Source organism: Photorhabdus heterorhabditis (genome assembly GCF_001280945.1).
GTDB classification, from domain to species: domain Bacteria; phylum Pseudomonadota; class Gammaproteobacteria; order Enterobacterales; family Enterobacteriaceae; genus Photorhabdus; species Photorhabdus heterorhabditis.
Map to the genome: position 1 here is coordinate 107,738 of NZ_LJCS01000007.1, position 17,661 is coordinate 125,398.

The 17,661-nt window shown below is 43.7% G+C and carries 21 protein-coding genes and 1 pseudogene; 8 read left to right on the forward strand and 14 right to left on the reverse strand.

What is annotated here, in order from left to right:
- Positions 1-128: 128 nt before the first annotated feature.
- Both mepM and znuA read right to left on the reverse strand, forming a co-directional pair.
- Positions 129-1,439 (reverse strand): murein DD-endopeptidase MepM, encoded by a 1,311-nt coding sequence (gene mepM / locus AM629_RS04710; protein WP_054476606.1) that lies wholly within the window; start codon positions 1,437-1,439, stop codon positions 129-131.
- 20 nt (positions 1,440-1,459) lie between these two features.
- On the reverse strand, positions 1,460-2,407 hold the full coding sequence (gene znuA / locus AM629_RS04715; RefSeq protein WP_054476607.1) for a zinc ABC transporter substrate-binding protein ZnuA: 948 nt from the start codon (positions 2,405-2,407) through the stop codon (positions 1,460-1,462).
- Positions 2,408-2,483: 76 nt separating this feature from the next.
- Here znuA and znuC point away from each other — a divergent pair, with 76 nt between their 5' ends.
- Together znuC and znuB are read left to right on the forward strand one after the other, a co-directional pair.
- Complete coding sequence (gene znuC / locus AM629_RS04720) at positions 2,484-3,248, forward strand: zinc ABC transporter ATP-binding protein ZnuC (protein WP_054476609.1); 765 nt, start codon at positions 2,484-2,486, stop codon at positions 3,246-3,248.
- Complete coding sequence (gene znuB, locus AM629_RS04725; RefSeq protein ID WP_054476611.1) at positions 3,241-4,026, forward strand: zinc ABC transporter permease subunit ZnuB; 786 nt, start codon at positions 3,241-3,243, stop codon at positions 4,024-4,026. The genes znuC and znuB overlap by 8 nt, the downstream gene beginning before the upstream one ends.
- An 88-nt stretch (positions 4,027-4,114) precedes the next feature.
- Here the strand turns inward: znuB and ruvB are convergent, their stop codons facing one another.
- From ruvB to aspS, 6 genes are all read right to left on the reverse strand, one after another.
- Positions 4,115-5,122, reverse strand: a complete 1,008-nt coding sequence (ruvB, locus tag AM629_RS04730) for a Holliday junction branch migration DNA helicase RuvB (protein ID WP_054476613.1) — start codon at positions 5,120-5,122, stop codon at positions 4,115-4,117.
- A gap of 16 nt (positions 5,123-5,138) precedes the next feature.
- Positions 5,139-5,756: a Holliday junction branch migration protein RuvA gene (ruvA, locus tag AM629_RS04735; protein ID WP_054476615.1), complete on the reverse strand. Its 618-nt coding sequence runs from the start codon at positions 5,754-5,756 to the stop codon at positions 5,139-5,141.
- 78 nt (positions 5,757-5,834) lie between these two features.
- The gene (gene ruvC, locus AM629_RS04740) at positions 5,835-6,356 is read right to left on the reverse strand and encodes a crossover junction endodeoxyribonuclease RuvC (RefSeq protein ID WP_054476616.1); all 522 of its coding nucleotides are present in this window, start codon (positions 6,354-6,356) and stop codon (positions 5,835-5,837) included.
- Positions 6,357-6,460: 104 nt separating this feature from the next.
- A complete protein-coding gene (locus AM629_RS04745) occupies positions 6,461-7,204 on the reverse strand; it encodes a YebC/PmpR family DNA-binding transcriptional regulator (RefSeq protein WP_054476618.1) in 744 nt (247 codons plus the stop codon).
- A gap of 56 nt (positions 7,205-7,260) precedes the next feature.
- A complete protein-coding gene (nudB, locus tag AM629_RS04750) occupies positions 7,261-7,698 on the reverse strand; it encodes a dihydroneopterin triphosphate diphosphatase (RefSeq protein WP_054476620.1) in 438 nt (145 codons plus the stop codon).
- Positions 7,698-9,470, reverse strand: coding sequence for an aspartate--tRNA ligase (gene aspS, locus AM629_RS04755; RefSeq protein ID WP_054476622.1), 1,773 nt, complete (start codon positions 9,468-9,470; stop codon positions 7,698-7,700). Before aspS ends, nudB begins: the two co-directional genes overlap by 1 nt.
- Positions 9,471-9,766: 296 nt before the next feature.
- On the opposite strand from aspS, the gene AM629_RS04760 reads away from it, so the two are divergent.
- The gene (locus AM629_RS04760) at positions 9,767-10,165 is read left to right on the forward strand and encodes an MAPEG family protein (RefSeq protein ID WP_054476624.1); all 399 of its coding nucleotides are present in this window, start codon (positions 9,767-9,769) and stop codon (positions 10,163-10,165) included.
- A gap of 121 nt (positions 10,166-10,286) precedes the next feature.
- Here the strand turns inward: AM629_RS04760 and AM629_RS04765 are convergent, their stop codons facing one another.
- Positions 10,287-10,538, reverse strand: a complete 252-nt coding sequence (locus AM629_RS04765; protein WP_036772782.1) for a type II toxin-antitoxin system Phd/YefM family antitoxin — start codon at positions 10,536-10,538, stop codon at positions 10,287-10,289.
- A 195-nt stretch (positions 10,539-10,733) separates the two neighbouring features.
- Between AM629_RS04765 and cmoA the strand changes: the two genes are divergently transcribed.
- Together cmoA and cmoB are read left to right on the forward strand one after the other, a co-directional pair.
- A complete protein-coding gene (gene cmoA / locus AM629_RS04770) occupies positions 10,734-11,492 on the forward strand; it encodes a carboxy-S-adenosyl-L-methionine synthase CmoA (protein WP_054476647.1) in 759 nt (252 codons plus the stop codon).
- Positions 11,489-12,460, forward strand: coding sequence for a tRNA 5-methoxyuridine(34)/uridine 5-oxyacetic acid(34) synthase CmoB (gene cmoB, locus AM629_RS04775; RefSeq protein WP_054476627.1), 972 nt, complete (start codon positions 11,489-11,491; stop codon positions 12,458-12,460). Before cmoA ends, cmoB begins: the two co-directional genes overlap by 4 nt.
- A gap of 60 nt (positions 12,461-12,520) precedes the next feature.
- Here the strand turns inward: cmoB and cutC are convergent, their stop codons facing one another.
- Together cutC and AM629_RS21905 are read right to left on the reverse strand one after the other, a co-directional pair.
- Entirely contained in the window at positions 12,521-13,267 is a 747-nt protein-coding gene (gene cutC, locus AM629_RS04780; protein ID WP_054476629.1) for a copper homeostasis protein CutC, read from the reverse strand.
- A 164-nt stretch (positions 13,268-13,431) separates the two neighbouring features.
- Positions 13,432-13,560, reverse strand: a pseudogene (locus tag AM629_RS21905) (VOC family protein); the annotation flags it as partial.
- A gap of 53 nt (positions 13,561-13,613) precedes the next feature.
- Between AM629_RS21905 and AM629_RS04785 the strand changes: the two are divergent.
- Both AM629_RS04785 and AM629_RS04790 read left to right on the forward strand, forming a co-directional pair.
- Complete coding sequence (locus tag AM629_RS04785) at positions 13,614-13,949, forward strand: hypothetical protein (protein ID WP_054476631.1); 336 nt, start codon at positions 13,614-13,616, stop codon at positions 13,947-13,949.
- Positions 13,950-14,264, forward strand: a complete 315-nt coding sequence (locus AM629_RS04790) for a helix-turn-helix domain-containing protein (RefSeq protein WP_036772775.1) — start codon at positions 13,950-13,952, stop codon at positions 14,262-14,264. It abuts the gene before it with no gap.
- A gap of 15 nt (positions 14,265-14,279) precedes the next feature.
- Here AM629_RS04790 and AM629_RS04795 read toward each other — a convergent pair whose 3' ends face one another.
- Positions 14,280-14,843: a VOC family protein gene (locus AM629_RS04795; protein ID WP_054476633.1), complete on the reverse strand. Its 564-nt coding sequence runs from the start codon at positions 14,841-14,843 to the stop codon at positions 14,280-14,282.
- Between the two features lie 184 nt (positions 14,844-15,027).
- Between AM629_RS04795 and AM629_RS23895 the strand changes: the two genes are divergently transcribed.
- Positions 15,028-15,237 (forward strand): hypothetical protein, encoded by a 210-nt coding sequence (locus AM629_RS23895; protein WP_161804211.1) that lies wholly within the window; start codon positions 15,028-15,030, stop codon positions 15,235-15,237.
- Positions 15,238-15,367: 130 nt separating this feature from the next.
- Here AM629_RS23895 and AM629_RS04800 read toward each other — a convergent pair whose 3' ends face one another.
- Together AM629_RS04800 and AM629_RS04805 are read right to left on the reverse strand one after the other, a co-directional pair.
- On the reverse strand, positions 15,368-16,117 hold the full coding sequence (locus tag AM629_RS04800; protein ID WP_054476635.1) for a hypothetical protein: 750 nt from the start codon (positions 16,115-16,117) through the stop codon (positions 15,368-15,370).
- Positions 16,114-17,661: lipase family protein (locus tag AM629_RS04805; protein WP_054476638.1), on the reverse strand; the 1,548-nt coding region annotated here is incomplete at its 5' end. The genes AM629_RS04800 and AM629_RS04805, both read right to left, overlap by 4 nt.

The following is a 17,661-nucleotide window of genomic DNA, read 5'->3' on the forward strand; positions in this document are numbered from 1 at the left end:
GATAATTTGCCATTTTAGTACTGGGATTTATATCAGCAGATGTCAACATCTCTTGTTTTGCAATACAAAACGACAGCGGATGATATCAATCATCCGCTTTAAAGTCTGTTATTTATGATCAGTTAAACTCAATCTAGCAAAAGCTGAGGCGTCACCTCTTTCACCGTTGCCAAGAATTCTGTGCGTTCTTTACCACTCAGACCACCAGAACGCGGCAATTTCGCGGTTAATGGATTGACTGCCTGCTGATTGTTCCAGAATTCATAGTGCAAATGAGGGCCAGTAGAACGACCGGTACTACCAGACAGTGCGATACGATCACCACGTTTTACTTTCTGCCCCGGTTTCACCAATAGTTTTCTCAGGTGCATATAGCGGGTGGTATATTGGCGGCCATGCCGGATAGCAATAAAGTTACCTGCGGCCCCATTATATTTAGAGACAATAACCTCGCCATCCCCTACCGCCAAAACAGGTGTTCCCACTGGCATGGCAAAATCCACGCCTTTATGCGGCGCAATTCGACCTGTCACCGGATTCACACGCCGGGGATTAAATTGTGACGAGACGCGGAATTGTTTGGTTGTTGGAAAACGTAAAAAACCGCGCTCAAGACCGGAAGCCTCTCGATCATAAAAACGACCATCTTCCGCCCGGATTGCATAATAATCTTTACCACCACTGTTCAGACGAACGCCAAGTAATTGACTTTGTTCACTGTGACCATCCAATATTTCACGGGAAAGTAGTACAGAGAAACGATCGCCTTTGCGTAATTTACGCAAATCTATTTGCCATTGTAGTGCCTTAGTGACTTCACGAGCTTCGCCACTGGTTAAGCCCGCATTTAAAGCACTGCTGGTAAAGTTATTATCAACAACACCTATAATAGCGCTATTTTTCCATTCACCTTTTTGAAACTCTTTCGTCTCTTTAAATACATCACCTTCACGGGTATAAATGCGGGTTTCCCGACGGGAAACGTCCCAGATCAGGCTTTGCAAGTCTCCCGCGTCGTTTACTGTCCATGACAATGGCTGTCCAATATTAAGCCCCCGTAACACCCGGTGCTGATTAGCCAGTAACGCCACATCAGAAGAGTCGATACCAAATTGAGTCAGAATACTACTAAGAGTGTCACCGTCAGAAACAATATATTCATGCGGAGTTTGAGCTGTAGCTTCCGAATTGGTTTCCTCATCAGGAATACCTTCATCCGGCAGCTGTTCACTGCTATCCGCAATAATCTCATCGGTATTTGCTGCGGAAGTATTGATAGCAATGCTATCCGTTGTGATTTCTTCTTGTTCATGATGATAAGCAATCGGCTGCCACATCGTGACAACCAATGTTGCTACAGTCAACGAACCAAGCATAATCTTATGCGGTCGCGGTAACTCCCTATACACCAGAACGATAGTTTTAACTATCTGTTGCACTAATAGAATTCCTTATTACTCTAATTCAGGCAACCTGCGTACTGTTCCGACAACTGGGTTATAAATTTCATATAGCTGTCCTTATCCAATACAATGCGGCTTCCTAACGGGTCTAAAGTGCCCATCCGCACTCCCGTATCTTTCGCGACAACATTTATCACGGTCGGCCTGAATTGTGGCTCAGCAAAAATACAGGTTGCTTTTTGCTCAACCAATTGTGTTCGTATTTGATGTAATTTTTGTGCGCCAGGTTGTATTGCAGGGTTAATCGTAAAATGCCCTAATGGAGTCAGGCCATAATGCTGTTCGAAATAACCGTAAGCGTCATGAAAAACAAAATACCCCTTACCGCGCACCGGTTTAAGAATATTAGCAATATTTTTGTCAGTTTGCGCAAGCTGAGTGTTGAATTTACGTAGGTTTACGTCCAGTGCAGCTTTTTTATGCGGATAGTGCATCAATAATTGGTCATGGATGGCCTGAGCAGCCTGTTTCACTATTTCTGGCGACAACCAGATGTGCATATTATATTCGCCATGAGAATGATGTTCATGACCGTCCTCATGTTTATGCTGATCCGGTTCGGGTAAATCTTCATCATTTTTCAGCAATAATGGTTTAACCGTCGGTAATTGTGCTAAAGCCAGCTGCTTATCTTGTGGAACTTTGGCTAACGGTTTAGACAAAAAGACTTCCATATCAGGTCCAACCCACACAACTAAATCTGCCTGATTAATTTTCTTAAGATCGGACGGTTTCAATGCATAATCATGCGGTGATGCGCCATCAGGTAATAGTACCTGTGTATCAGTGACCCCATCAGTCATTGCAGCAGCAATAAAACCTAACGGGCGGATTGATGTTACGACATCAGCATTAGCTGATTGTATTGTTCCTGACATTAAAACAGTGGCAATCGCCGCTTTGCAGAAAAATTTATGCGTCAGTTTATATGATTTGTGTAACATAATGTAAATATCTCGTGGACATAAGCAAGAATTGTTATATTATAACATCTCAATGTTCACGCAAGATATATTTAACATGTCTATACTTATCGCCTTAAAAAATGTTGCCGTTACCTTTGGCAATCGTCAGGTACTCAACAATATTTCCCTAAGCTTACAACAAGGGAATATTCTGACGTTGTTAGGGCCTAATGGTGCCGGTAAATCAACATTAGTCCGTGTTGTTCTGGGGCTTATTGGGCCGTCATCCGGCACCATTGAACGTACCGAGGGGTTAAGAATCGGCTATGTTCCACAAAAGTTACATCTTGATCCCACCCTGCCACTAACCGTCAAGCGCTTTATGATGCTGAAACCCGGTGTAAAATCTGCCGATCTATTGCCAGCACTTGAGCGGGTCAAAGCTGCACATCTATTGCAGCAACCCATGCAAAAATTATCCGGCGGAGAAAGCCAACGGGTTTTATTAGCCAGAGCGCTATTAAATAAACCCCAGTTATTGGTTCTTGATGAACCAACACAAGGAGTTGACGTTAATGGTCAATTAGCACTCTATGATTTAATCAATCAAATCAGAACTGAACTGAATTGTGCTGTACTTATGGTATCCCATGATTTGCATTTGGTGATGGCGAAAACAGACGAAGTTTTATGTCTTAATCAACATATTTGCTGTTCCGGTACTCCTGAAGTCGTTTCTATTCACCCTGAATTTATCGCTATGTTTGGTCACCATGGCGCCAAGCAATTAGCAGTATACCGACATCAGCATAATCATCATCATGATCTGAAAGGGGAAATTGTTTTGAAAAAAAATAGGGAATGTGCCACTGATGCTTGAATTATTACTTCCCGGTTGGCTGGCAGGAATATTATTAGCCATTGCAGCTGGGCCATTAGGTTCATTTGTTGTCTGGCGCAGAATGTCTTACTTTGGCGATACTCTGGCGCATACCTCATTACTCGGCGTTGCTTTCGGATTATTGCTAAATATTAGCCCTTTTTACGCGATTATCGCTGTCACGTTGATATTAGCAATCATTCTGGTCTGGCTGGAAAAACGCCCTCAACTGGCAATTGATACTTTATTGGGAATTATGGCCCACAGCGCATTATCATTAGGACTGGTAGTTGTCAGTTTAATGTCTAATGTGCGAGTTGATTTAATGGCTTATCTGTTTGGTGACTTACTGTCAGTCACTTATGCCGATATTTGGTTGATTGCGATCGGTGTCGCTATTGTCACCACGCTACTGTTTTGGCAATGGAACGCCCTGCTTTCTATGACCGTCAGCCAAGAAATGGCTTTTGTCGATGGCATTAAAATACAGCGATTGAGAGTGCTGTTAATGTTGGTAACCGCGTTGACCATTGGCCTGGCAATGAAGTTTGTCGGCGCTCTGATTATCACCTCCCTGTTGATTATCCCCGCTGCTACCGCCCGCCGTTTTGCCCGTACACCTGAGCAAATGGCGGGTATTGCCATTGCAACGGGTATCGTCGCCGTCACTGGCGGATTAGCCTTTTCTGCCCTTTACGATACCCCAGCCGGGCCTTCTGTTGTTCTGTGCGCTGCGGTGTTATTTATTATCAGCCTGGTCAGTAAAGCAAGAAAATAATCTATCTCACTGATATTCCCATTCCCCAATTTCTTATTTTTACAAGTAAAACAAGAATGGGATGCCCTTGAAAGCGTCCCCATTCCTGTTACTCCTGATCTTTAACCATGCCAAAATGACGATAAGCATGATTAGTAGCAATTCGTCCGCGAGAAGTACGCTGAATAAACCCTTGCTGGATCAAGAATGGTTCCAGCACATCCTCGATGGTTTCCCGCTCTTCACCAATAGCGGCGGCAAGGTTATCCACCCCAACAGGCCCGCCCATAAATTTATCAATGATGGCAATCAGTAACTTACGATCCAAATAATCAAAACCCGCAGAGTCTACACTCAGCATATCCAGCGCCCTGGTAGCAATATCACCATCAATAGCACCATTCCCTTTTACCTGAGCAAAATCACGTACCCGACGCAATAAACGGTTGGTTATACGCGGCGTCCCACGAGAACGCATAGCAACCTGCCGCGCCCCATCGTCAGTAATATCGACTCCCATAAAACGAGCGCTGCGTGAGACGATACTTTGTAAATCATCCACGTTATAAAATTCAAGCCGCTGCACAATACCAAACCGATCACGCAGTGGAGAAGTCAAAGAACCTGCACGGGTGGTAGCCCCAATCAAGGTAAAAGGAGGCAAATCAATTTTTATCGAACGGGCTGCCGGACCCTCACCGATCATAATATCCAATTGATAGTCTTCCATTGCCGGATAGAGAATCTCTTCCACTACCGGAGACAAACGGTGAATTTCATCAATAAACAACACATCGTGAGGCTCAAGATTCGTCAACATTGCCGCCAGATCGCCCGCCTTTTCCAAAACAGGGCCAGAAGTTGTTCGGAGGTTCACCCCCATCTCATTAGCAACAATATTCGCCAGCGTTGTTTTCCCTAATCCTGGTGGGCCAAAAATCAGCAGATGGTCAAGAGCATCCCCCCGCTGCCTGGCAGCCTGAATAAAAATCTCCATCTGTTCACAAACTTGCGGTTGCCCGACATATTCAGACAACAATTTAGGTCTGATGGCCCGGTCAATGGCTTCATCATCTTGCAAAACTTCCGCAGAAACCAGACGGTCAGCTTCAATCATGGCTTACCCCTACCAACTAAAGAACTGCGCGAAGCGCTTCGCGGATAAGTGTTTCACAATCCGCCCCCGGTTTAGCAACCTTACTGACCATTCGGCTCGCTTCCTGTGGCTTATAGCCGAGAGAGACTAATGCAGCTGCGGCTTCTGCTTCTATATCAACATCAGACGTTGTCTGTTTAGCCGTTGCAGGCAAATCAATATCACTGTTCTGATTGAACAAATCGCCATTAAGCCCTTTAAAACGATCTTTCATTTCAACCACCAGCCGTTCAGCAGTTTTCTTGCCCACACCGGGCAGTTTAACCAGAGAAGCAATTGCCTCTTTCTCAATCGCAGAAACAAATTGCTGGGCAGACATGCCTGAAAGAATCGCCAGTGCCAATTTAGGCCCCACGCCATTCACTTTAATTAATTCACGGAACAGCGCCCGCTCTTGTTTATCATTAAAACCATAAAGTAATTGCGCATCTTCACGCACCACAAAGTGAGTAAACAAGACAGTTTCCTGTCCAATATCAGGCAATTCATAAAAACAGGTCATTGGCATATGCACTTCATAACCCACACCATTCGTTTCCAATAAAACTAACGGTGGTTGTTTCTCCAGCACAATTCCTCTGAGACGCCCTATCACTTGTTTACCCCCTGAAAATAAAACTGATTATTCTGCTCATGCTTATAACACAAAAAAGGCTGGATGCATATCCAGCCATTATTTTAAACGTCCACGTGCCAGAATTAATCTGGGGTCACCAACACGCAAAAGATTCTGATTAAAATGACAATGGGTGATCGCAATTGCCAATGCATCTGCCGCATCTGATTGCGGATTAGCAGATAATTTCAGCATAGAACGCACCATATGCTGAATCTGACTTTTTTCAGCGGCCCCGGTTCCAACAACGGTTTGTTTAACCTGTCGGGCGGCATATTCAAAAACCGGTATCGATTGATTGACTGCGGCAAGAATAGCCACCCCACGCGCCTGTCCTAATTTCAGGGCTGAATCAGGGTTTTTCGCCATAAATACCTGCTCGATAGCAAAAGCGTCCGGTTGGAATTGCGTAATAATTTCAGTGATACCGGCATAAATGCGCTGTAATCGGCTCGGTAGATCATCAACTTTAGTGCGGATACAACCACTGCCAAGATAAATCAGATGGCGCCCTTGCTGACGGATCACACCATAACCGGTGACACGGGAACCTGGGTCGATACCTAAGATGATCGCCATATTTGCTTATTCGCCTTTACTCCATCAATAAAGGGGATAAAAACGTTAGAGAAAGTGCCCTGCATAACAGCACACTTTCTCTACGCTATACAACTCGATTGAAATTACAGCAACGCTGCAACTTCATCAGAGATTTCACCGTTATGGTAAACCTCTTGCACATCGTCTGAATCTTCCAGCATGTCGATCAGACGCATTAACTTAGGGGCAGTTTCCGCATCCAGTTCAGCTTTAGTCGAGGGAATCATTGCAACTTCTGCTGATACAGCAACAAAACCCGCTGCATCCAACGCATCTTTCACATCACCAAAAGTTTCTGGTGTCGTGTAAACATCAATAGCGCCATCATCATAAGTTTCTACATCATCCGCACCCGCTTCCAATGCCGCTTCCATAACCGCATCTTCATCCAGCCCCGGAGCATAAGAAATCACCCCTTTCTTGGTGAACAAATACGCAACAGAACCATCAGTTCCCAGATTACCGCCAGTTTTGGTAAAAGCATGACGAACGTCAGAAACAGTACGGTTACGGTTATCACTCAAACACTCAACCATCACCGCAGTACCACCCGGACCATACCCTTCATAAATGATGGTTTCCATGTTATCCGCGTCATCGTTGCCAACACCACGAGCGATAGCACGGTTCAAGGTATCGCGAGTCATGTTGTTGGACAGCGCTTTATCAACTGCCGCACGCAGGCGTGGGTTAGATACAGGATCGCCCCCCCCTAAACGAGCAGCCGTTACCAACTCACGGATAATTTTGGTGAAAATCTTACCGCGTTTCGCATCCTGTGCAGCCTTGCGGTGTTTGGTGTTGGCCCATTTACTATGACCTGCCATAAGGTTCTCCGATAAAATATCTATTCATAGACTCAAAACCTAATTTCAATAGATTTTTAATCAATCACAAATTCTTCAATTGCCTGCCGATTGCTCCATGACTTAGTGAGCTTTGCTGCTTTATCCGCATCCAGCCACTGATAAGCCAAGTGTTCAGTCAACAGAAATTCACGCTCTTCAGGCAATGCCAAACAGAACCAGTACTCTTTATTACGCGTGACTCCCGGAGCATAACGATGGCGCAAGTGGGTAAAAATCTCAAAATAAAGAGAACGTCGGCAATCTATCAGTTCAAGATTTTCACCTATGATATTAATGCCAACTTCCTCTTGCACTTCGCGCAATGCCGTCTCACACGGCGTTTCATCTCCGTCAAGACTGCCAGTCACAGACTGCCAAAAATCAGGATCATCACGCCGCTGTAACATTAGCACCCGTCTGCTGGAAAATGCATAAATAACCACCAGCACAGATTCAGGGCGCTTATAAGCCATTATTCACTCTCTTTCCTGGCAACCACCGAAATTGATAGCTCTTCAAGGGCTGCGGTATTGGCATAGCTTGGTGCTTCCGTCATCAGACAAGCGGCAGCCGTTGTTTTAGGAAACGCAATAACATCACGAATATTATCAGTACCAGTCAGCAACATCACCAGACGATCAAGACCAAATGCCAAGCCTGCATGGGGTGGCGTACCAAATTTCAGTGCATCCAACAGGAAGCCAAATTTTTCCTGCTGTTCCTGCTCATTGATACCCAGAATGTGGAACACAGCTTGTTGCATTTCGTTACGATGAATACGTACTGAACCGCCGCCCACTTCATAACCATTAATTACCATATCGTAAGCATTGGCAATCGCCGAAATCGGATCTTGCGCCAATTCTTCGGCTGACATATTACGCGGTGAAGTAAATGGATGATGCATTGCACTCAAACCACCGTCTTCACCATCTTCAAACATTGGGAAATCGATAACCCACAGCGGCTGCCAACTATCCAGTTTCGTCAGATTTAGGTCACGACCCAATTTCAGGCGCAACGCCCCCAACGCATCAGTGACCACTTTTACCGCTCCAGCACCGAAAAACAGAATATCACCATCCTGCGCGTCAGTACGAGTAAGCAGCCCTTCAATCACTTCTGCATCGAGGAATTTGACTATTGGACTTTGTACCCCTTCCAGACCCGCAGCTCGCTGATTAACTTTTATCCACGCCAGCCCTTTAGCGCCATAAATCCCAACGAATTTGCCATATTCATCAATTTGCTTACGGCTCAATTCAGCGCCGCCCGGCACACGGATAACGGCGACTCGACCTTTATGGTCATTTGCTGGTTCAGCAAAAACGCTGAATTCCACATTCTTAACCAAATCAGCAACATCAACTAATTCTAATGGGTTACGCAGATCCGGTTTATCTGAACCGAAACGGCGCATAGCTTCCGCAAAAGTCATGACCGGGAAATGCCCTAAATCAACACCTTTAATTTCAAGCCACAATTCACGGATCATTTTTTCCATCATTTCCCTTACCTGCTCAGCAGTCATAAAGGAAGTTTCCACATCAATCTGAGTGAATTCTGGCTGGCGGTCTGCGCGTAAATCCTCATCACGGAAACATTTAACAATTTGATAATAACGGTCAAAACCGGACATCATCAGCAATTGCTTAAATAATTGTGGCGACTGAGGCAATGCATAAAATTTGCCTTTATGAACACGGCTTGGCACCAAATAGTCACGAGCACCTTCCGGTGTCGCTTTAGTCAGCATTGGGGTTTCAATATCCAGGAAATCCTGACTGTCCATGAAACGGCGAACAAAACTGGTAATTTTAGCGCGGGTTTTTAAGCGATTTGCCATTTCAGGACGGCGTAGATCAATATAGCGATATTTCAGACGCTGCTCTTCACTATTCGTCTGGTTGCTATCCAATGGCAGAGGTTCGGAACGGTTGATGATATTCAGGCTTTCCGCAAAAACCTCGATCTCACCGGTAGCCATATCTTTATTGATTTGACTGTCAGGACGGGCGCGTACAGTACCGGTGATTTGAATACAGAATTCATTGCGCAGTTCAGCAGCCAGAGAGAATGCTGCTTGCTGATCCGGGTCAAAAAATACCTGAACGATACCTTCACGATCACGCATATCAATAAAAATCAGTCCACCCAGATCACGGCGGCGGTTTACCCAACCACAAAGAGTCACCTTCTGGCCTTCATGGGTCAGATTCAACTGCCCACAATAATCAGTACGCATACAATATCCTTTTACTCGGCTGTTGTGCTGTTGCTGCGGAAATTTTGGCATCGGTTTTGCATTTGAAAAATTCTTTTTTAGAACTTAAAAAATTCAAAACTGTCAAAAAAGGCCGCTATTATAATAGAAATTCTGCTCAGAGATAAGGGCAGGCAATACCCTTGATGATACTATTGCCTTGCTGTCTGATAATCAGGCAATTTATTTTCAATTACTGTTTTTTTATAGCGACAGTTTTATTTTTGCGGTTTATCATTACTTAATTGGCCAATTTCGGTTAGGCAATGGAGTTAAAAATGGTTAGCTCGCTTTATGTTGTGTTGGGCGCACTATTATTGATTAAGCTGTCTTTTGATGTGGTTAAATTAAGAACACAATATCGAGTCTCATATGGAGATGGCGGCTTCTACGAATTACAAACAGCTATCCGTATCCATGGCAATGCCGTGGAATATATTCCTATTTCCATGTTATTGCTGGTCATGATGGAGATGAATGGTTCAAATGTGTGGATGATACATGTTTGTGGTTTGATCCTACTCATCGGAAGATTGTTACATTATTATGGCCTGCACCACCGTGAGTTCCGCTGGCGACGTTCAGGTATGGTGGCAACCTATCTTTCAATGGTATTAATGATCATGGCTAATATTTACTACTTGCCTTGGGAGCAGATATTTTCTCTTTATGTCTGATATTTTCGGCATTATTTGACAGGCAGCGAGATCTGCTGCCTATGACTCCAACCGTCGCTGTTCCTTGACGGGATGACCTAACTTCTTCCACTCTTTTAAGACCCGCTTTTCAAATTGCAGGCTATAGCTCATCCAGGTTCACACTGACAAATTCAGCATCTTTTAAACGTTCATCCGCAATTCTATTTAGTGCGGCATCCTCAGCCAGTTCCTGATAGTAGGCGAATAACTCAGGCGGCACACAATAAAACGCAGGTTCATTCCGATTAAGTATTGCGACAGCCTCACCTTCTCCCTGCAAATAGGTCCCCATTGGGTTACGTTTCAAATCGGTAATACTTGCCGCTAAATTTGTTAAGATCTGATATGCCATACACCACCTCGCGCTTTTATGTAAGCAAAAAATAGGTCATTTAAACGTACTCTTCAATGTATCTTCACTTTTTTATATAGAATCAGAAGATCCCCGATGCTAACTGACCATTAAAGAAAGAGAAAATTGGTTCAAGGCCAGGCTTTACATCTGTTAGAATGCCGCCTTCTATTTTTTCTGATAATCAATGCTGTTATGTCAAATCAAGATCCTCACAATCAAAGGGATAGCCTGTTTGCAGTACCTATTGCTAATTTAGGTGACTGGAGTTTCGATGAACGGGTTGCTGAAGTTTTCCCTGATATGATCCAACGTTCTGTGCCAGGTTATTCAAATATCGTTTCCATGATTGGTATGCTGGCCAGTCGTTTCGTGACATCAAACAGTCAAATTTACGATCTGGGTTGCTCTCTTGGCGCATCAACCTTGGCAATACGCCGCAATATTACAGCGGAAAACTGTAAAATCATCGCGATTGATAATTCCCCCGCAATGGTAGCACGCTGCCGTCGCCATCTTGATGCTTTCCGCGCACAAACACCTGTTGAAGTCATTGAAGCTGACATTCTTGATATCAACATCCAGCATGCTTCTATGGTCGTGCTGAATTTCACCTTACAATTCCTCAAACCACAAGATCGGCAAGGTTTGCTTAACCGGATTTATCAGGGATTACGTCCCGGTGGCGTTCTGGTCTTATCAGAAAAATTCAACTTTGAAGATCAACAGATTGGTGAATTATTGTTTAATATGCATCACGATTTTAAACGTGCTAACGGATACAGCGAACTGGAGATCAGCCAGAAACGCAGTATGCTTGAAAATGTGATGTTGACCGATTCTGTCGAAACACATAAATCCCGCCTCCACCAATCGGGTTTTGAACATGTTGAAGTCTGGTTTCAATGTTTCAACTTTGGCTCATTGCTGGCGATAAAAGGAGCCAGTCAATGATCGATTTCAGTAATTTTTATCAACTTATCGCGAAAAATGATCTTAAGCAGTGGCTCAATTGCCTGCCGGCCCAACTGGATGAATGGCAAAAAGCTGCCCTGCATGGCAGTTTTAAATCATGGGTAAAAACCCTGGAAAACCTGCCAGAAATTTCACCAACAACATTAGACCTAAAAAACGGTGTGATCGCAGAACGCAATCCCGCCCTATCTGACGGTGAAGAAACCTGTATTACAAATATATTGCGAATATTCATGCCATGGCGTAAAGGGCCATTCTCTCTTTATGGTGTGAATATTGATACTGAATGGCGTTCAGATTGGAAATGGGAGCGAGTGCTGCCCCATATTTCCCCATTAACGGGTCGAACAATTCTTGATGTTGGCTGCGGCAGTGGTTATCACCTCTGGCGTATGGTAGGTGAAGGCGCGGAACTTGCCGTGGGTATCGATCCAACTCAGCTTTTTCTCTGTCAGTTTGAAGCCGTCAGAAAGTTATTAGGCAGCGATCAACGTGCGCATCTTTTACCTTTGGGAATCGAACAATTGCCCACTCTGGCCGCTTTCGATACGGTTTTCTCGATGGGTGTCCTTTATCACCGCCGTTCTCCACTCGACCATCTCTGGCAATTGAAAAACCAACTGGTCTCCGATGGCGAATTAGTACTAGAAAGCCTGGTGGTTGAAGGTGATGAAAATACCTGCTTAATCCCTGGTGAGCGCTATGCTCAAATGCGCAATGTCTATTTCATTCCATCAGCAAAAATGCTGAAAGTCTGGCTGGAAAAGTGCGGTTTCGTCGATGTAAGAATTGTCGATCAGGCAATTACAACCACAGAAGAACAACGCCGTACTACATGGATGAAAACTGAATCATTATCTGATTTTCTTGATCCTACGGACAACAGCAAAACCACCGAAGGTTACCCTGCTCCTCTGCGTGCAGTATTGATTGCCCGTAAACCCTGATAATTTGATTTGAGAACTGGCCCAACAGAGTCAGTTCTCAAATTTACTTAACAGCGGGATTTATTCAAATAAAGTCAGACTCAACATTCCCTTCATCACCTCTACAACACCACCATCAACACCGTAATGTGAAAACTCATCCACTTCATTGTCAGAACTCATCGTCACCCCTGCTTTGCGGTAAGTCATGGTAGAAGGCATAATCCGGCCTGCTGAGCTATGAACTTCCGTTAATCCTATGTCGATAAATTTATGGATATTACTAAGGCGAACACCTGCACCCGCCATAATAATTGGCCCTTGACTGGCTTGTTGCAGCTCTTTTAATAATGGTAATCCCAATTCAGCATTCTGTTGCTGACCAGAAGTCAATATCCGCTTCACACCAAGCTGAGTTAGCTGGTCCAACGCGACATAAGGATTAAAACACATATCAAATGCACGGTGAAAAGTAACAGCCATATCACCAGACAATGCCACCAATTGTTGCATACGCGGCAAATCAATATGCCCTTCTTCATCCAATATGCCAAAAACAACACCCTCAAATCCCATATCACGGATCTGAGCGATATCATTTTTCATCACCTCAAAATCTGAATGGCTATAACAAAAGTCGCCCCCTCTTGGGCGGACAATGGGGTGTACAGGAATACTTAATTGCTCAATAGCCTGCTTTAACGTACCAAAACTCGGTGTTAATCCTCCTTCCGCCGGACTGGCACACAGCTCTATCCGGTCAGCCCCGGCCTGTTGCGCGATCAATGCACAACCTACGCTAAAACAACAAATCTCTAACTTTGTCATCAGAAGTTCCTTAAACACCCGGTCATTTAGCAAGCAATGAATCTAAACGATTCAGTAAGTCAATTCACTAACTATGGCATTTAACTATTTCCAATGATTTGTAGGAAATCACAAGGTCAGAATTTTTCTCTGAATCGTAGGGATAAAAAAGTTACTTTTGCTGACTAGTGCTCATTTTTAACAATCTCACGCAATGTAAATGGGTGAAACTTGACGGTGATTTCGCCATCAGTAATCGCTAAGGTAGGATTAGGCAGCCGTTCTTGCTCCCCTTTGGGCTGACTCTGTTTAACTATCCCCAACTTGGGTGTATATTATATTCAAGTTGGGGACAGATGGATAAACGATGGAAGCGATATTTATTGAACTACCACCCTTTGAACGTTACCGCCATAACTACCTAAGTGATGAGGAGTTTCGAGCCTTCCAAAATATGCTGTTGAAAGATCCAACAGCAGGAGACGTTATCCAACACACTGGCGGATTACGTAAAGTACGTTTTACTGATTCGCGAAGGAAAAAAGGAAAACGGAGCGGTATTCGGGTAATTTACTATTGGTGGGTATCTGAATCGCAATTCATGCTTTTCACTATCTACGATAAAGATGAAATGTCAAATTTGACTAAAGAGCAACGCGAATCTTTACGTCAAATGTTAGAAATGAGAAAAAAGGGGACATAAATGAGCCGTGATCTATTTGCAGAACTCAATGAAGGAATGAAAGCTTGGGAGGAAGCTAATAAAGGCAAACTCACATTGAAAACACACAAGAGAGTGTTAAAAAATGATATCACCATCAATCCAGATGAGTTGAAATCCATCCGGAGTAAACTGAATATTTCTCAGGCTGTTTTTGCCCAGTACCTGCATACTGGTGAAACAACATATCAGAACTGGGAGCAGGGACGAGCCAAACCAAATAAACAAGCGGTGTTACTGATTAAAATGGTGGAGCGCCACCCGCAGGCACTAGAATTCCTTGCCAGCCTCACATAACGATATCACTTTAATTCATGTGGCCTGGAATTCACTTTTAACAATCTCACGCAATGTAAATGGGTGAAACTTGACGGTGATTTCGCCATCAGTGATAGCTAAGGTAGGATTAGGCAACCGTTCTTGCTCCCCTTTAGGCTGACTCTGTTTAACAGAAAAACCTGTCGGCAAAGGTTGTGGTAATAACGCCTTTGCTGTTGCTGATAATATTTCGGGAGCCACAGGCAACACCAGTTCTACATGTTCCCAGCCTTGATGCGGGTAAATTTTCTTACCCGGATAGGGCAATTCAACACAATCAATTTGCCAATTAAGCACCGCGATTGGCTGCGCTAAATCAAACAGGTAAATCGAACGCCCATTAATAATATTTTCCGACATCAGACTGCCACATTGCAAAAAACCTTTACGCCAGCGTTCCGCTACAGATATGTCATGACAACGTAAAGAAATATGATCGGCTTGATATTGCTCAACATTCAAATTAAGCCGCTGTTTAAACCGCGCCAATTTTTGCGCAAATATGGCCAGATCAGCCACTAAATCCTGTAATTCAACAATGGAAGAAAAATGAGCCATATTATCCCAGTTAAAATGTAGGTACCCTTCCCTTGACCTCTAACCATCCAAGAGTTCCAAAGACCTGCCGCTATTCAAGCCTCGAATAATACTCTCAATTTATAGCAAATTGAAATTTAGCACGCTCTCAATAAGTTCCTGACTCTCTGCTGGCTTCTTGCAGTGCCTGCGAACATTTACCTTGATGATGAATAGACACGATTTATCAGCGGGTATTTATGGTTTCAACCGGGTGCTCACTGAAGTCAAAGATTTTACCGGGCATCAGTTTAAAACCATGACTTTGCCCACCGCCGGCCAGACGTTGGTTCTAAACTGCCTGCTGACGGCGCTGGACAAACGGTTTCGCCTCCGCATCTTTCTGAAAAAGCCAGTTAAAAAAGGTATCGCCTAACGCCCAGTAAATAAAAGAGAGAAATAATAAGAGCAACGTTATTTTCAATATTTTCATACTAACGATTCCTTTTGATCACAGTGTTCTCGTGTTGGTGTTTAGATAAACGGGTGATATAGCCTTCGTGACATTACTTTATTTTCCAGTAGTCTATTGTCTGGCGATTAAGGTCAATTCGCCCATCCGGGTATTCAACCCATTCCTTCCCTTTAGTAATAGTTATTTTCGGCATTTTGGTTTCATCTAATTTAGGTTTATAAGTAATTTTCCATTCGGCACCCGGTGTTAACTTTAACCGAAAGGGATACATATCGACCTGACCCTGCAAGAATATACCCTTCGGGAATTGTTCAGATATTTCCAAAACAGGATAAATAACCGGACTAAAGTCAATAGTATTTAATGCCGCGATTTCACTAATATTCGTCTGGGCAGCATCATCAATAAATGCGGTTAAACCGGTTCCTCCATAGGGCACCGCATCTTTCACCAAATGGCGTACATCGGCATACCCCACTGCCACAGAAGCTTGATTGATTTTCCATTTACACCAGCCCCCGCCACTAAAAGGTAATTTCGCCTGAAAATAACCGGTTTGTGGGTCTGCCTTTACATCCAAACGCAATCTGTTATAAGTTGGCACCTTATAAGGTGACATACCAGCATCCAACTGATATCTAAGACAGTCTTTTGAGATATACTGCGCGGACACATACGGTTTGGTATATTTCGGCACGACGCCTTCCACGGTAATTAACGGCCCCTTTCCGGCAGATGAAAAGGGAAATAGCCAGTTAAAAAAGGTATCGCCAAACGCCCAGTAAATAAAAGAGAGAAATAATAAGAGCAACGTTATTTTCAATATTTTCAATATCTTCATACTGATAGTTCCTTCTTATCGCAGTAATGTTGTAAGGCCAGTGTGCCTTGTTCTTCCTGTTGGCTGACGGTCAGTGATTTTATTAACTGTTTGTCCATCTCCAGAAAATAGAGATTACGATAATAAATGTTGTCAGGGATAAGCATCTTATCATTATCCATTGTCACCTTAAATTGACGCTGACTGTCCTGATAGACCGTAATCTTATCCGGTTCGCATAACTCTCTGAGGCGCTTATCTATATAACCCGCATATTTATACGAGCTATGATTAGAAAAGCCAAATCCCCCTTTTAAATCAGCCCCTCTGTTTTCAACAAACAGTTTGTCTTTTTCTTGTTGACTGAGCTGATTAAATAACGCATTTTGCCGCTCACCGGCCAGAGAAAAATCCTTTTCTGTTTCCGGGTTTAATTCAGGAATTAAATAAAGCTTGGTGGTGTTATTCCATACTTCCTCGGTCACAGCCGTTATAAGGAGGGCATTCCTGGCGGAAATCAGCCATTCCGGGCAACTGTTGGCTTGAAAAAAATGAACAACCTTACCATGATGCAAATAGATTTCTTTACTGTCAGTCGCTTGTTTAATGGCTTTAACAATCGGTGACGGTGGCAACAATTTTATCATTGCCCATTCATATCCCACCGGCACCCAGTAATTAAAAAATCTATTATCCATATCCTGTTCAAAAGGCACCGAAGGGATCGGGTCATCTTCATTTACATGACGATAATGGGTAATGGCAGACAATTCCTCTACCGCACTGCGGGTCAATGTTCTTGGCATTCCATAACTGTAGAGACAAGGATTATGTTCTTTCAGTTGTGCGCTGTGCAGTAACGCCAACGCGCCTCCCAAACTATGGCCACAAATAAATAATCGCTTGTTTGTAACCAAATTGGCGATATCTTGGAATACTGTCTTAGCTTTAGTGTCATCACTAGGGACTATTAACTCTCCAACCAAACTAAACGCTTCCCAAAACCCTCTATGCACTTTGCCGTGATGAATAAATTCACTGCATAATGCTTTGTCATCATCGCAGCTTAAAGCCAATGGCTGGAAGGTAGCATCAGTCAGGTAATTTTCCAGAGTAGCCGTTCCCCGCCAACTGATAATCACATCTTTCTTACTGGCAGCATAAAACAGTTTGGTATCACCCTGTTTATTATCCCCTGCTTGTGAATCAATAAATTCCACCCGGGTATAACGTTCACTAAATGGTACATCGTAAACTACAGGTGTTGCCGACGCTTTTTCCACCTGATAAGGCAGTTTGGAAACATCCACCATTTGCCTGTTAAAGAAATGCTTAACAGAGCCTTCAACATTGACATCACCATCAGCGTAAGCCAACACGCTCATCAAACACTGGTTATAGGCATTAACAATTGAATACTCTTTTTGATGATGCAATTGCAAAACCCAGGCCCGGAATGGACACACTTCCAATACATACCGCTGATTTAACGGATGAACCTGATAGCCTTTTGGCTCCAAGTCCGGGAAATGATAGGGAGGTGGAATTTTTTTAGGATCGTTCCA